The sequence below is a fragment of the Mesorhizobium sp. B2-4-18 genome (genome assembly GCF_006441385.1).
GTDB lineage: Bacteria > Pseudomonadota > Alphaproteobacteria > Rhizobiales > Rhizobiaceae > Mesorhizobium > Mesorhizobium australicum.
In genome coordinates, this window is the sequence record NZ_VFUW01000015.1 from 101,050 (window position 1) to 116,030 (window position 14,981).

Sequence of the window (14,981 nt, forward strand, 5' to 3'; positions counted from 1 at the left end):
AGGGCGTTCACTGTTCGGCGCCTGGTTGAGGCGCCAGGCAAATGAGCAACGGAGCGATCTCTCCGTGCTTGAGCAAACCCACGGACCGGATGAGTTGATCGAGCTCGGCACGCGAAAGGATGTCGCGGCCGAGGTCGTGCAGCTTTTCGTCTAAGGCCAAGTCATCCATCGGGTTGTTGGCGTCGCCCAGTGGTATGGGCACGTCAATGACGCGCTCGCGCGCTCCAGCAACCATGGTCACTCGCGCTGGCGTGCGCCGCGGAAAAATCCCGGCCAGGTCGTGGGGGTAGCGGATTTCGACTTTCGCCGCGAGCGCCACCACCTCCGGATCTATGAGCGAGCACGGACGCAAGGGGCGGAAGGCGGCCGCGCCGCGCAGTGCGGCCAATGCCGCGGCGAAAGGCACCGAAAACTGTCCGCCTTCGAGCGACTTCGGTGCGATTTCGTTGGGCAGTTTCCGCGCTTCTGGAAAGATATCCACGACGAGGCGGTCGATCGGCATCCCTGGATCACGATCCGCAACGAGTGCGAGCACGGCATCGATGACCGGGTGCGTATAGCGGCAGGCGGCGTAAGGTTTGAGGTAGGTCTCGGCGATTAGCCAGCGGCTGCCAAGGTCGGCGGTGAGGGCGCCGACATCATAGGCGTGGGCCCGGTCCAGCAAATCGATCGAGCCGGTCATGCCGGCCCCGGCCCGGTCGGCGGCGAAGACCGCCGAGACCGTCGACCACGGGCTGCTGCCCTTGACGGAGCTTGCCTGGCAATCGCCTTGCGGCAGGTTTTGCGGCGCTTCGGCGCCGGCTATCGCGAGTGCATGGGCGAGCTGATCGACTTGCATGCCGCGCAGCCATCCGATGGCGGCCGCGACGCCGAAGCCAGCCCACTGGCCGCTGGCAAAGCTCATCGTATCGGTGAAGCGGCGGGCGGCGGCGATGCGCAAAGCAACATCATAGCCTAGCGCGGTCGCGGTGAGCACATCACGGCCATCGCTGCCCAGCCTTGCCGCTTCCATCAGCACGGCCGGGACGATGGCAGCACCCGGGTGACCCGCCGCAAGGCAATGGCCGTCATCGACGTCGAGCGAACTCGCGGCCGCGCAATTGGCAAACAGGGCGCCGAGCGGATGCAGGCCGGCCTCGGCGAACCAGGCATGTGCCGCACCTGCTCCAAAACAGGCTCTGGCGGCAATGCGCGACAGCCGCGCATTGTCGGTCGGCACACCGCCGAGGAGAGCCGCGATCGTATCGAGAATGGCGCGTTGGGTCTTCTCGATGACCATATCAGGCTGGTCTCGGCGCCCGGCATCACAGACAAAATCGGCGAACCGCTGCGTAGCGAACCGCATTGCTTCCTCCCTTTCGATAATCATATACCTGGTATACCTGGATTGTCGAGATGAAAAGCCGGGACTCGAGACGCCGCTCAGCCGTAGCCGGGTGGAATCCTCACCGTCAGAATGTTTTGATCGCCGATTGGGCCGTGGAGGATTTGACCAGTGTCGCTGAAACCCGCTTTGAGATAAGCCGATTTCGCTGCGGCATTGCGGATGTTGACGGCAAGCATCAGCTGCTTGACGCGGGGGCGTTTCCGCCGGACCCACGAGATCGCCAGATCCATTCCGGCGCGGCCGTATCCCCTACCTTGCAAGGTGCGAGAAACGCGGAAACTGTGCAATGTGACCGCGTCCTTTGGCGCCCAGAGGGGCAATGCAAGTCTCTCGCGAAGAATGAAGAAGCCGACCGTCTTGTCGGCGGCGACAATTGCCAGGGGGTGCTCAAACTGCGGATAGCGGCTGTTTTGCAGTCCGTCAAAGACCACATCCACGTCGCCGGCGAACTGCTCCTGCTCAGGATCGAGCAGCAGCGTCTTGATGGCAGCCCGATCGCAGAGCGCCACGCGCTGCAGGCTGATCCGGTCCAGGCGCGACACGATCGACGAGGCTCGCGCATTCCCAATTGCCGTCGCGCCCGATGTCGATGGCGATCTCATGGGTTCGTCCTCGCTTCACATGGCCCGGTCAGCCGGCGATCATTGTCGCTGGATATCGATGGGGGCTAGTACGGCGCCGTTGCATCACAGGATTGCGCAGCTTGCGGCGGTATACAGGCCGGCGAGACCCGGAAGAGGTGGCGGACCGGCATGGCATGTGGGCGCCGACCACACCCCGGCCATTGCATCACCGGCGCACGAAGCCTCAGAACCCATTGCTTTGTCCGCCGCCCGGGTTAAGCCCATCACCGGCCCGCTCCAGGACTTGTTGCAGCGTCCTGCGCCTCCAGGAGAAGCGGGACCATGCTGACATCGGCTCGCTCGGCGCGCCCACAGTGATCGGGCAGGCAGGCAGTGGACTCGGCCAGCCAGCAATCGTTGCAAGCCATTGCTGGTCGTAGACAGTCTCGACATAGCGGTGGCCCTCGTCTGGAAAGAGCACGACCACCTTCTTGTCGGGATTGTTGTGAGACCACCATTCGGCAACCCTGTAAGCGGCGCCACTGGTCGGGCCCATGAAAAGCCCGTGCTGGCGATGAAGCTGATGGGTGGCTTGGAAGACCTCCACTGGCGTCAGCCAGTGGACCTCGTCGAACTGGCTGTGATCGACATTGGCCGGAAGGATGTTGCCGCCCAGACCGCTCAGGTTGAGCCTGCCGCTCGGCTGGCCAAACAGCACGCTGCCCGGCGTATCGACGCCTATCGCATGCAGATCGGGAAACAGCGTGCGCAGGTAATGCGATGTGCCGCTCATCGAACCCCCCGATCCGACCGGACCGACCAGGCAGTCCACCTTGCCGACCCTGTCGATCAACTTTTCGGCGACCTTGCCGTAGGAGCGCGCGTTGTCTCGATTGTCGTACTGCGAGGGCCAGTAGCTGCCGGGAATATCGCGCAGATACTCGTGCAGACGATCGAGGCGCGCTTGCTGCAGCCCGCCCGCAGGCGCCGGGGTGTCGACGATCGCCACCTCGGCGCCGAGTTCGATGAGGCGCCGATGAAGATGGCGATCGAGCGCCCAGTCGCTGACCAGGATCAACCTGTAGCCGTGCTGAACCGCCAGCATGGCGAGGGCAAGGCCAAAGGTACCGGACGAGGATTCGCAGATTATCCCTCCCGGTCTCAACCGTCCCTGTTCGACGGCGCGTTCGAGCATGAAGCGAGCCGGTAGAAGCTTCATTAGGAAGAAAGAGGCGCTGAACAGAGTGGCGCTGAGCGGAACGAGGCGAGGACCCTCGAATTCTTCCAGCCTGCGCATCAACGTGTGGACAGACATCATGCTTCTTCCCTGGGCCCAGAGTGGTCAGTGACGGTAGACTGCCGGGTCGAAACCAGACCCTCTCAAAGCGTCCGCCGCGCCATCGATGTTTGCCGAGGCCTTTGGATCGAGCGCATCGAACATCAGTCCGACGACCGTGCCACTATGGGCGACCTGGACACCTACGGCATCGAAACGGCAGCCAATGGTTTCGATCTCGTCCAGACCGGGCTTTGGCAGGAAGCGCTCGTTGATGCGCGCGCTTGCCGTCGCAACTCGGCCAAGCATGCGGACATCCGCATGCTTGATGGCCGTGCGCAGCAGGCTGCGCAGCGGCCGGAAGGTCTCGATTTCCGAGGCATCGTAGCGCGCCGGCTGGTATTCGAGTGTGTCGACGGTCACATCCGGCGTTGTGTCGACGCTGATCAGATCGACCGGAGGCAGCGGTCTGCGGAAAGCTTCCAAGACGATCCCGTCACGATGGGCGAACAGCACCGCCTGTTGTTTGAAGAGGGTGGAGTCACAGGCCGTCTCGGCGCTGACCGCGATGCGCATCACCTCGTCCGACGCCGCCTCGATCTCCAGCCACCCCAGCACGGCCTGGATACTCGCCAGCACGTCGGCCGTGGACGATCCCATGCCGCGGCCGACCGGGACGTTGCTGTCTATGACGAGATTCCCGCCGGTCCCCCTTTGGCCGAACCTTGCGATGGTCAATTCCGCGGCGCGCCTGGCTTTGTCGCACGATACCGGCGTCACAGCCACGAGATCGCCGTCGCCTGGGCTGAACCTGGCCCTGGATTGCAGCTGACGGCAGGGGAGCGAGACCAGCGCGCGCCGCAGCCGAGCGCCGTCGTCCTCGAACAGACCCTGAACCAATTCGCCGTGGTGGCCGACGGCCACGCCAAATCCAGCTCCGTCCAGCATGAGACGACCTCCTAAGAACAACGTATTAGATTATACTGATGTAAATTCTTACCGAGACTTTCATTTCAGACACCGGCGCGCAACAACAAACAAACTAATCTTTTGTGCTATATACGTTACATCTTGTTTGTTCTAGAATGTTAAGAGCATTAAACCCAATCAATAAAGGAACACGGCGACCACTCCAAAATATCGGGGTTACAGGCGGCGCATTAGCCGGGAAGTGGAAGCTGCGGGGATGATCAGGACGGACTGCGTGCCAGCGCGTATCCGGCAAGCCTGACGGTTCGGATGGCGGCGTCCCCAGAACATTGGCTAAGCTGCTTTCGCAGCTGGGAGATGTGGACATCGACCGTGCGAGCGCCGACGCCGCGGTTGCGCGCCCAGGCAGCGCCAATCAATTCGGCACGACTGAGCACTCTCTCCGGGTTCTCCAGCATGTGACGCAGCAACTTGAACTCGATCGGCCCGAGCGCGATCTCCTTGCCGGCGCAAGAAACGCGATGGGTATCGAGCCGCATTTCGACATCGGCGTAAGCAAGTGGTCGGCCATCCTGCGTCGCTGGCTCTGGTGTCAGGGCGATGGCGAGCCTGGAGCGCAGGTCCTGGAGCAGCTTGGCTGGCGCGAAAGGCCTGACAAAACACTCGTCGATCCCTGACTGCAAGAGCTGGATGAGCTGCGCTTCCGCGCCCGCATGGACCAGGGCCACACAGGGGATGGCGCCCACCGCGGTATCCTGCTTGAGCCGGCCGCTTTGTGCCGCCAACTGGTTGTCTGCCCTGCAGTCCAGCAACACCGCCTCGATGGGTTTGGCGCAGACGAGCGCCAACACGTCCTCGATGGAGGCGGCCAGCATGGGAGTAAAACCGTCGACCTCAAGAATGTGGCTCAGCAGAAGATAGAAGTCGGCATCCTGCGAGCAGATGGCGATCAATGGCTTCATGGGGCCGCCAAGTCTTGCGCCCGCGATCCAGTGCAGCTTCGCAGATCGAATTCGTCGCGCCGGCGGCAAGGATGATAGATTCGATCGGCGATGGTAGCAACTCCTGATCAAAGCTCATGCTGGGTTCGCCGCTTCAAAACGCGTCATCGGGCGGATGAATGAGGCATCAATCCTACCTATTAGAGGCAGAAGCCAACAATTCATGAAACTCTTCAAATTGGCTTGGGAAGTTATGGGCCAGATAGCGCACCACCCTAGAATTATCCATCATCTGGTCAAAATAGCGGCCGGCTGCCAACAGTTCCAGGCTTACGAAGCCACGTCGCTCCACGGTACTCAGAAACTCACTGCATAGCATTCCGAGTTCTTGCGTCATCGTGCTCAGTTGATCTTCAGACACATTCGCAATCATCGTCGGATGGAAACCCGGGGCCAGCAGTGCATGCGGCGTAAACGCGACAAGGATCTTTGCGTACGTGAACGTGACCCGTTCCATAGCAACCATTAGTCGAGCAATTTCCAATTGCCTGGTCGGAAGCACATGCCGCAGCAAGCCGAAGATTTTCACCCTCACAGGGCAATGCTGGAGAAAGTCGAGGACGTCCTGACAAATCCCACTGATGGGTTGCCGGCCTGCGCTTCTCTTGGAAAGCGATCCGCTAATATGCCTTGCTGCTCCCGGTTCGAACGCGGTACATTGCAATCTCTCAGCCAAAAGTTTTGGTATAGTGGCGAGCCCCTCGCACACTAGCAATGAGCGAAACCTTTCATCACAAATTGTCAGGCGAAACGCTTCAACCAGACGGCCCAGACGCTGCTCTGCTGCTTCTGCTTCTTCTATGAAATCGCGCTTGCGTCTACAGACCACCTCATAGGCGACCAAGAGCGTTGGCGCGAAGAGCTTTTGCTTTGACCCTGGCTGATCATCAGCAAGATTCTGGGCGTGTCTCTGATCACTGCCAAGCAAAGCTCGGTAGGCCGCATCGCGGGTAATACGATACTTCGAACTCACAATATGTTCTCCACGCTTGCTCGCCCTGCCAGCCTGGTAAGTGGGGTTAGGGAGAGAAACAGGTAGGTATCCAGCTGTGCTCCATTATTAGCGAGCAAGGCTGGTCTGCCGACGATTTTGGACGCAGGCGCAATCAGGTAATCGCGAATGACCAGGTCACCAGGACTCATCCTGATCAAGGTGAAAATGTCGGCCACCGACTGGCGCTGAGTGTCCATAGACCAGAAGGCATATCCGTGGTCGGAAGCGCGGCAACGTGCGATTTCGATCGCAACAGTGAACTCGTCGTTGATCCGCAAGAGGTCGTTCTGTGTGTCGTAAGTCGCCTTTCCGCCAATCCTTTCGATCGCGTCCAGCAGGTCCCCTATTGCTTGCGCGCGCACCGACGCCAATCGCTCTTTCGAGGTAATAAACTGCCAGTTCTTTGGCGGCTGATATCCAATCAACTCGTAGGCCTTCAGGACGCTTCCAAAGCGATAATGATATTGGCTAGCTGCGGGGCAATCCGCCGCAGCGTTGATGATGGAACTAGACAAGGCGCCTTCGCGCGCCAGGACCTTTTTCAGTGCAGCAAGCATCTCTTCGTTGGTCACCCTCAGATGCGCATATAGCGCTCTGTGAATGATTTGCGCCCGATCGAACAGATCGCGGTCAACAATGGGCTCAAATACGCCTTCCGCTCGAACCCACTGTTCAGAAGGGTTGCTTACTGCCTTTGCTTTTAGCTTGCGAGAGCGCCTGTTCCAGACATTTGTCCCAATGTATTTTTCGTTAGTCAGAACTCCGCGCACCGTTTCCCGCTTCCATGGCCGACCAAGGTCCGTCAGCACGCCGCGCTTGTTCAGCAGCCTTGCCAACTCAAGCTCTGTCAGGTGGTTTTTGACGAACTGACGAAAGATCCAGCGAACCGTTGCAACCTCTTTAGGCGGTCCGGGCACCAGGATCGTTCTGTCTGTGTGCACGCTCTTTTGCTCGTGTTCGGAGAGAATGAGTTTGGGACGTCCTGAATGGTCGATCACCTGGCGTCTTAAGCCGAGTCCTGGCTTACCACCCTGTCGGAACCCCAGCCGGATCAGCCTTGCTTGGCCTATGAATGTCTTTTGCGAGAGCATGCGACTGTGTTCGGCCGCCATGCTTCGTTTGATGGCCTTAAGGACATCGGATCCGATGCTGCCGTCGTTCAAGAACTGCTCGGCGCAGAATTCGATCCGCACGCCAGCCATGTGGCAACGATACTCGTAGGACGCGCTTTCATCTATGTTCTGAAAGCGTCCCCAGCGACTGACATCATAGACTACGATGGTTTCGAAGTCGGCACGCCCACTCTCCACATCGGCCAGCATTTGCTGAAGGCCGGGGCGACCGCCCAGGCTGAGACCGCTCCGACCGGCGTCCTCGTAAGTGGCAACCATGTCGTATCCCATGATCTCAGCATAGTTGCGGATGGCATCTTTCTGGTTGTCAATCGAGTAGATCTGGTGCTCTTTCGACATGCGCAGATACTGAGCCGCGCGCACGATGCGCCTTTCAGGGAACTGGGCCGCTGCTGCTTTGTCCATCGCCTCGCGCCATGGTACTCGCGTCCATAGTAGAGGGCCGCGCCGCCTGCGATTTGGTTAGGGAAACCTATCCAGTTTGTGTCGAATGCGAGCAGCCGACAATACGAGATGTAGCTGTGCGCAACTATATCGGCCTGATTCACAAGAAGCGGGGATCTCGGTGTGTCGTTCCCTGACGTTCCTGGCGTTGTCACAGCGGCCAGCAGCCTGGACGAGGCGGTCGTCACAACCGAGGAGGCGCTTGCTTTCCACGTTGAAGGGCTCGTGCAAGATGGCGAGGCCATACCGGAGCCGTCATCGATCGAGCAAGTGCTTGCCGGTGGAGATTGGGGCGCTCTCACCACAACTACAGATCGGCCGGTAACGCCCGCCCATCTTTGCATTTGGACACCACGGTCTTCAACGGTCGAGAAACCTTGATCTCACTTCGTGAGAAGTCACGCCGCCGTTCCGCCGCAATGCGCCAGCACTTGGGCGAAAGCGCCCTGTTTCAGTCTGTTGTCAGTTCCCGGGGCTTCAGGGGAGTTCTCGTCTCATCAAGAAGGCCATCCTGGCAGCGCTTATCACCGCAGCCCTTGCCGGCTGCGAAACGCAGACCGAGGGCCAGCAACGGGCCACCACCGGCGCGCTCGTCGGCGGCGCTGGCGGCGCGCTGCTTGGCCAGGCGATCGGCGGCAACACCAAGAGCACCGTGATCGGCGCCGTCGTTGGCTCGGCCACCACCCCGCAGCGCCGCGAAGATCAGCAATGCCGCTACCAGGATCGCTACGGCCGCATCTATAACGCGCCCTGCGACGACCAGTATTACAACAGCTTCCGACTGAGGGAGCCGGCGCGCAATGCCGGCTCTCACGCCGTCATTCTTCTGTACGGTATGCCTGATACGACACTCTGAAGTGGCTGCATGGATTCTCTAATCGCTGGAAGCGGTAAGTCTGCTGTCGGCCCCGTTCCAGCCCTCAAGGGTCCGGCCGGTAAGAGCGCCCGCTAACTCGGCCGTCAAAACCGCGTTCGCCGATCTGCTCTCCGCATTGCGCGAGCTCCGATTGCCGCGACGCTCGTAACTCGTCTTACCGTGCCCGCCCTATACCCTCGACGGGCCGGGGGCTCTCGTGCTGGCGCCGAGACGGAGCACTATCCGGCGGACAGGGGACGCCAGGGGCGCTCACAGCCCCAGTGCCGCAGTGACCCGTTCCTGGAAATACTGCACTCCCCGCTCATGCCGCCCCGAGAGCGGGCCGGAGCTATAGGCCCCTGCGGCATAGTTGCGATGCGTATCGGCGCAGATGGTGTAGTCCTCGCGTACCACGGCCAGAGTGCCTTGCACAGATTGCGCCCTGCTCTCGAATGCTTTTGCAGAGGTGTCGGCAAAGAAGAAATGGTAATGCTGGTCTGTGTGATGCGGTGAGGTCGGGTTGATCCGGCTAACGTTCATGCCGCCATCGAAAAGCGACAGCGTCCAGTTCGGCCACATCCAAAGCCATTTGCCGCGATAGAACAGACCGTCTTTCGGAGGTGCGGTCATCCGGACATAACCGGGATGGGCGGTGGTCTGGAAAGCTTCGAAGTCGATGGCAGCGTAGAACGAGGGATGCGTGCCAGGGATGTGGTAGCCTTCGACGAAATTGTCGGTGTAGATCTTCCAGTTCGCCGCAAAGCTGACAGTGGCCTGATCGGTGGCGGCATAGGTCTCCAACGGCTCGTCCGCCAGTTCGGCGGGCAGAGAGCCAAGTTGATCCAGAAGACTTTCCTTCGGGTCGAGTGCCGCGAAGAGCAGCCCGCGCCATTCGGACAACTGCACAGTCTCCAGCGGCCAGTCTTCGGCGATGATCGCGGGATCCTTGCCATACCATGGGGCCTGCACCAGCCGTCCGGTGTCGGCAAAGGACCATTTGTGATAGGGACAAACGATCAGCCCACATCTGCCCGCGCCATCGGCCAGAAGTTTCGCCCCCCGGTGGCGGCAGACGTTCTTAAATCCGCGCAAGGTCCCGTCCCGGCCCCGGATGGCGAAGATCGGCGTACCGGCGATGTCGATGGCAAGGTATTGACCGGACGTCGCGACCAAGGCGACTGGCCCCATGAACTGCCAGGTGTGCGCGAAAATGTTACCCCGTTCCTGCTGCCAGATATCATCGCGGACATAAAGCGAAGGGTCCAGATTCAGGCATTGCACGGGCGGAGTGTCGAGTGGCAGGTGGTTGGGCCGCAAGGTGTCTGGCGTCATAGGCTAACCTCGAATTGCTGCAATCCTGTCGCAAGCGGGGCGACATCGCAAGGGAATTGGCTCTGCTGCGCACAGCCTGTAAGCCGGCGTGTAATTTTGCTTTAACAGATTTGCTGGAGTTGCGGTTCATTTCCAATTCGCCGACCTAGTTGTCGACCGCGATCAACACGTCGGATGCCTTAACCGCAGCACAGGTTCCAAGCCGACGTCGCGGCCAGTTCGTCGTCCGCCTGATGAACGGCCGGTACAAGAATGGTGCGGTTCGCTCGCGAAAGACGAGGATGGGGTCAGCTGACAAGGCAAACTTCGCCCGATGGACTGTGAGCTCGAACGGCAGCTTACCGACGAGCGCTCCCTAGAAGGAGACCGTCCGGATACGGCCCCGATCCGGACATTAGTGGGGACGGGGATCTTCCAGGTGCGTGCCCTATTACCGGCGCCGGGCGTCAGATCAGGTTTTAAGCCCCGGCACGACTCTGAAACAATGGCTGACCTTGGCTCAAATGTTGCGCCGAGAAGGGGAGTCCGAGTGACGTCACGCCGGGGTATACGCTGACGTTATCGCACTTCGGTCGCTATGCCGGTTGCTTAACCGCATCTCCAAAGCGATTATTTCCCGCGCAAGCATGATGACCGTTTGGCAGCCAGCTCTAAACTGCTGAAGGTCATCTAGTTCGTCGACGGGCCAGAGCGATACTTCCTGTCCTTTCGCTTCGACACCACGCCCTTCATGCCAGCCTGCTCGACAAGGTGGAAAATGCTGGGGGCATCATCAGGCAGCGCCTGACTGAATTGGATGTGCTGTCCTTCGGGAATCATCTCGGCAAGGATCTCGCGGCGATCTTCCAGCGGCACGTCGCGGAGATTATGGCCGTTGACGTGCAGGAGATCGAAGGCGGCGAAATAGAGGTCGTGCTGCCGGCTGGTGATTGCCTTGCGCAGCGCGCCGAAGTCGGGCAGGCCGCATCGTTCAGGACGATGATCTCGCCGTCGATGATAGCGCTCTCCACCTCGAGGTCGCCGGCCGCCTTGGCTAGATCGCGATATTTCGCCGTCCCGTCCAGTCCCCGGCGCGTGAAGATCCGCACGCCGCCCTCGTCCTTGACGATTTGCGAGCGGTAGCCGTCGAACTTCACCTCGTGAATCCAGCCCACCCCCTCGGGAGGTTTCTCGACCAAGGTCGGCATCAGCGGCTCGATGAACTTTAAACCCATGCACTGGACCCGTGGAACGCGTATTCAATAAGCTTGCCGACCCCCTAACGGGCGAGGTGGCGTGCGTCGTCTCGACGATGGCCAAGCCAAACGGTCTAGCCTTCTCGCCGGACGATGCCACCCTCTATGTCGGCGACACCGGCATCACGCACCAGAAGGACGGGCCGCGGCACATCCGCAAGTTCGCCGTCGAAGGAGCGACGCTCGGGGAACTCGACGTTTTCGTCACCTGCAGCGCTGGCCTGTTCGACGGGCTCAGGGTGGATACGGCCGGACGTGTGTGGGCGGGCGCCGGCGACGGCATCCACTGCTTCGATCCCGACGGCATGCTGATCGGCAAGATCCGCATTCCAGAGACGGTGGCGAACCTCACCTTCGGCGGCGCCAAGCGCAACCGCCTGTTCATTACGGCGCGGCAGTCGCTCTATTCGGTGTTTGTCGTCGCCAATGCGGCAGCACGAGCGTGAGTTGGAAGAGAGAGATGTTTTGCTATGAAGTCAGACGCCTACGCGCTGCTTCCTGCGAGCTTGCGCCTGTTCCGCATGCGCTTCCCGCACCTGCGGCCTGGCGCTTACCTCGGGCACACCCACGTCCCACCAGGCGTCGCCTGGTGTCCAGGTGAAACCATCGGACACCAGCGTGATGACCGTCGTCCGGTCCGTTCCGAGTGCCCAATCGACGGCTCGCGCAAGGTCCGCGAGGCTGTCGACACGCCGGGTGAGCGCGCCCATCGACTCGGCGTGCTTCACAAAGTCGACGCTGAACGGCTCCTTCACTCGGCAATCCTTGATCAGGTTGTTGAAAGAGGCAGCGCCCTTGGCATTCTGGAGACGATTGATGACGGCGTAGCCGCCATTGTCGCAGACGATTACCACCATCTTATGGCCCGACAGGACCGTGGAATAAATGTCCGAGTTCATCATCATGTAGGTGCCGTCACCAATCATCACGATCGGGGTTCGCGTGGGATCGGCGAGCGCGGCGCCCCAGCCGGCGGCAATCTCGTAACCCATACACGAGAAGCCGAATTCGCAGTCGAACGTATTGGGCGACTTGACGCGCCAGTTCTTCATGACCTCGCCCGGGAGGCCCCCCGCGGCCGTGATGACCAGGTCTCGCTCGCCTGCGCGTTCATTCACTATGCCGATGACCTGGGCGTAGCTGGGAACGGGCTGGTTGGTCGGCTGCTGATACCCGTCCAGCGCCTTGTTCCAATTGGCGAACTCTATTCGGCCCTTCTCGGTCCATTCGCGTGGTGCTTGCCACTCTGCGAGTGACTGCTCCAATTCGCTGAGCGTGGCGAGAGCATCGCCTACCACGGCCAAGGCACGATGCTTGGTCGCGTCCCAACGGGCAGCATTGATGGAAATGAATTTGGCGTCCGTTGCAAAAGCGCTCCAGGAGCCGGTGGTGAAGTCCATCAGCCGCGTGCCGACGGCAACGATCACGTCCGCTGAAGCGGCGAGCGCGTTAGCCGAGGTCGAGCCGACGATACCAATCGGGCCGACATAAGCAGGATGATTGTGGCTTACGGTACTTTTGCCGGCGATCGTCTCACACAACGGAATGCCGTGGATAAGGGCCAGGTCGGCCAACACCTGCTCGGCGCCGGAGTAACGGGTGCCACCGCCAGAAATGATCAGCGGGCGCTTGGCTGCCTGCAGCAGCTTCACCGCTTCAGCCAGCCGATTGGCGTCGGGGCGCGGTCGCGGGATCGCGTGTACCGTCTCCGCGAAGAATTCCTCAGGGTAGTCCCAAGCCATCTCCTGGACATCCTGCGGCAATGCGATGAATACCGGACCGCAATCGGCCGGATCCAGCATGGTGGCTACCGCCTGGGGGAGTGAGGAGATTATGCCTTCAGGATGGACGATGCGGTCCCAATAACGGGTCACCGCCTTGAAGGCATCGTTGACATTGATGGTCGGATTGCCGAAGTGTTCGACCTGCTGCATGACTGGGTCGGGGCGGCGATTGATGAAAGTATCGCCAGAGAGCATCAGCACCGGCAGACGGTTCGAATGGGCGACACCGGCGGCGGTGACCATGTTGAGGGCGCCGGGGCCGATCGACGTCGCGGCCACCATGATCTGGCGGCGGCGCTTGGATTTAGCGAAACCGATTGCCGCGAGAGCCATCGACTGCTCATTTTGCCCGCGCCACGTTGGCAACCGATCCTGGACCGCTTCCAGCGCTTCCGATAGGCAGGTGACGTTGCCGTGCCCGAAGATGGCGAAGACGCCCGGAAAGAGCGGAACTCTCTCCCCGTCGACGATGGTGAACTGATTGCAAAGATAGCGGACCAGGGCTTGCGCCATGGTCAGACGGACGACTGACATTTGATTCCTCCGGGCATCGCGGCAACTCACGCCGAATGATGAGTTCAATTCTTATTGCAGAATCTGATTTTTTGCAAGCACCATTGCAATTGACGGCAACGGCAGAACCGGATCAGGTTTTTCGGGTCGGAATTCTCAGCTGGTAAACGAAGCGCAAACAAGCCATCATGCAACGAAAATTGCAAGGATGTCTGTCGTGGAAGAGAAAGTCGAAGCCCCAAAGGACTACGAGGAACTCATACGCTTGATCCACGATCGGTATGAGCAGATGAGCAAGTCTTACCAGAAGATAGCGTTGTATCTCACGCAGAACCCGAATGATGTCGCGGTGCGATCCGTGAACGCGATCGCTGAAAGCAGCGGCGTTCACGCATCGAGCTTCGTGCGCTTTGGCCAGGCACTGGGCTATGAGGGATTCAAGGATCTTCAAACCCTTTTCCAGAAGCGATTGTCGACCGCAGCACCCGGCTTTGAGGCGCGCATCAAGGCGCTGGAGACGGAACTGGGGGCGCGAACCGACCGCAGCGAATTCGCTTTGATGCACGATCTGGTCGTCCGTGACATAGCCTCGCTGCAGGAGATGCTGACAGCTATCCCGCCGGAGGACCTGGCCGAAGCGGTCAACCTTCTGGAGAAAGCCGACGTCATCTATCTTATCGGACAATTACGCTCGGCGCCGGTGGTCGAACTCCTGCGTTACATACTCACGATGCTGGGCAAGCGCTGCACGTTGCTGGACCCTGGCGGCGGGCTGGCCACGCATATGGCCCGTGCGATCCGCCCGCAGGACGTGCTTTTCGCGGTGTCGTTCCGGTTCTATGCAAACGAGGTCGTGAATGTCGTGGAAGAGGTTGCCAGCAGGGGCATTTCCATCGTGGCGATTTCGGACAGCACCCTGTCCCCGTTGACCAAGGGCGCACGCGTGCTTTTTGCTGTCCCAGAGCACGAATACACGTTTTCAAGATCGCTTGCGGCCCCGATGTGCCTTGCTCAGGCGCTAACCGTAGCGCTGGCGGCGCGATTGCAGAACAACGGCGTTGACCCGCGCATCCCGATAGTCACCGGGCAATAGCTCCTACTTCGCAGATTGGGTTCCAGTCCTCTTCTTGCCTCTCACCATGGTAGAGATGTTGGCGGCGGCAGCATGATTTCGATTGCAGAGCAGGCAGATGATGCGGTCTGCCCTCGCAATGAAATTTGCAGATCGGGTCTCCCTTTAAGAAAATTGAAGGCGAATTGACTCACAGATCGTTGCAGAATATGCAGGGACTGCAATTATCGTTGCGGATCGAATTAAGGAGCACCGCTGGCTTCAGCGCGGGGCAATCCTTTTCATCGAATATCGGGATGGTGGCTTCAAGGCCGGAACGAGAGGCGGAGAGATTCCCTGATCGGAGATTCCGGTTCAATCGGTGCAGCCGGACACCAATACTATGTGGAGGAGAAATACAATGAAGAAACTGCTTTTGGGCGTCGCCTTCGCGGCGCTGATGAGTTCATCGGCCATGGCCG

General features: G+C 60.2%; 12 protein-coding genes and 3 pseudogenes. 4 read left to right on the forward strand and 11 right to left on the reverse strand.

Going from position 1 to position 14,981, the window contains the following annotated elements:
• Positions 1-7 precede the first annotated feature (7 nt).
• The 7 genes from FJ527_RS27290 to FJ527_RS27320 all read right to left on the reverse strand — a co-directional run bounded on the left by FJ527_RS27290 (position 8) and on the right by FJ527_RS27320 (position 7,689).
• On the reverse strand, positions 8-1,345 hold the full coding sequence (locus FJ527_RS27290) for an MmgE/PrpD family protein (protein WP_181166512.1): 1,338 nt from the start codon (positions 1,343-1,345) through the stop codon (positions 8-10).
• Positions 1,346-1,422: 77 nt separating this feature from the next.
• The gene (locus tag FJ527_RS27295) at positions 1,423-1,989 is read right to left on the reverse strand and encodes a GNAT family N-acetyltransferase (RefSeq protein WP_140824505.1); all 567 of its coding nucleotides are present in this window, start codon (positions 1,987-1,989) and stop codon (positions 1,423-1,425) included.
• 205 nt (positions 1,990-2,194) lie between these two features.
• Positions 2,195-3,268, reverse strand: coding sequence for a pyridoxal-phosphate dependent enzyme (locus FJ527_RS27300; RefSeq protein WP_246677820.1), 1,074 nt, complete (start codon positions 3,266-3,268; stop codon positions 2,195-2,197).
• Positions 3,269-3,292: 24 nt separating this feature from the next.
• Entirely contained in the window at positions 3,293-4,150 is an 858-nt protein-coding gene (locus FJ527_RS27305; protein WP_224720270.1) for a GHMP kinase, read from the reverse strand.
• 266 nt (positions 4,151-4,416) lie between these two features.
• Positions 4,417-5,187, reverse strand: coding sequence for a response regulator transcription factor (locus tag FJ527_RS27310; RefSeq protein ID WP_140824506.1), 771 nt, complete (start codon positions 5,185-5,187; stop codon positions 4,417-4,419).
• A gap of 103 nt (positions 5,188-5,290) precedes the next feature.
• Positions 5,291-6,130 (reverse strand): plasmid partitioning protein RepB C-terminal domain-containing protein, encoded by an 840-nt coding sequence (locus FJ527_RS27315; RefSeq protein ID WP_246677821.1) that lies wholly within the window; start codon positions 6,128-6,130, stop codon positions 5,291-5,293.
• Positions 6,127-7,689: a recombinase family protein gene (locus FJ527_RS27320; RefSeq protein ID WP_140824507.1), complete on the reverse strand. Its 1,563-nt coding sequence runs from the start codon at positions 7,687-7,689 to the stop codon at positions 6,127-6,129. Before FJ527_RS27320 ends, FJ527_RS27315 begins: the two co-directional genes overlap by 4 nt.
• Positions 7,690-7,805: 116 nt before the next feature.
• Between FJ527_RS27320 and FJ527_RS27325 the strand changes: the two are divergent.
• Together FJ527_RS27325 and FJ527_RS29770 are read left to right on the forward strand one after the other, a co-directional pair.
• Positions 7,806-8,007: pseudogene (locus tag FJ527_RS27325) on the forward strand (type II toxin-antitoxin system HicB family antitoxin); the annotation flags it as partial.
• A gap of 217 nt (positions 8,008-8,224) precedes the next feature.
• Positions 8,225-8,500 (forward strand): annotated as a pseudogene (locus FJ527_RS29770) (glycine zipper 2TM domain-containing protein); the annotation flags it as partial.
• 354 nt (positions 8,501-8,854) lie between these two features.
• Here FJ527_RS29770 and FJ527_RS27335 read toward each other — a convergent pair.
• The 3 genes from FJ527_RS27335 to FJ527_RS27340 all read right to left on the reverse strand — a co-directional run bounded on the left by FJ527_RS27335 (position 8,855) and on the right by FJ527_RS27340 (position 11,103).
• The gene (locus FJ527_RS27335; RefSeq protein WP_140824508.1) at positions 8,855-9,916 is read right to left on the reverse strand and encodes an aromatic ring-hydroxylating dioxygenase subunit alpha; all 1,062 of its coding nucleotides are present in this window, start codon (positions 9,914-9,916) and stop codon (positions 8,855-8,857) included.
• A 669-nt stretch (positions 9,917-10,585) separates the two neighbouring features.
• The gene (locus FJ527_RS29960) at positions 10,586-10,846 is read right to left on the reverse strand and encodes a hypothetical protein (protein WP_348642630.1); all 261 of its coding nucleotides are present in this window, start codon (positions 10,844-10,846) and stop codon (positions 10,586-10,588) included.
• Entirely contained in the window at positions 10,732-11,103 is a 372-nt protein-coding gene (locus FJ527_RS27340; protein WP_348642629.1) for a hypothetical protein, read from the reverse strand. Before FJ527_RS27340 ends, FJ527_RS29960 begins: the two co-directional genes overlap by 115 nt.
• 65 nt (positions 11,104-11,168) lie before the next feature.
• On the opposite strand from FJ527_RS27340, the pseudogene FJ527_RS27345 reads away from it, so the two are divergent.
• Positions 11,169-11,597 (forward strand): annotated as a pseudogene (locus FJ527_RS27345) (SMP-30/gluconolactonase/LRE family protein); the annotation flags it as partial.
• A 30-nt stretch (positions 11,598-11,627) separates the two neighbouring features.
• Here FJ527_RS27345 and iolD read toward each other — a convergent pair.
• Positions 11,628-13,469, reverse strand: a complete 1,842-nt coding sequence (gene iolD, locus FJ527_RS27350; RefSeq protein WP_140824509.1) for a 3D-(3,5/4)-trihydroxycyclohexane-1,2-dione acylhydrolase (decyclizing) — start codon at positions 13,467-13,469, stop codon at positions 11,628-11,630.
• A 196-nt stretch (positions 13,470-13,665) separates the two neighbouring features.
• On the opposite strand from iolD, the gene FJ527_RS27355 reads away from it, so the two are divergent.
• Positions 13,666-14,541, forward strand: coding sequence for a MurR/RpiR family transcriptional regulator (locus tag FJ527_RS27355; RefSeq protein ID WP_246677822.1), 876 nt, complete (start codon positions 13,666-13,668; stop codon positions 14,539-14,541).
• The last annotated feature ends 440 nt before the right edge of the window (positions 14,542-14,981 follow it).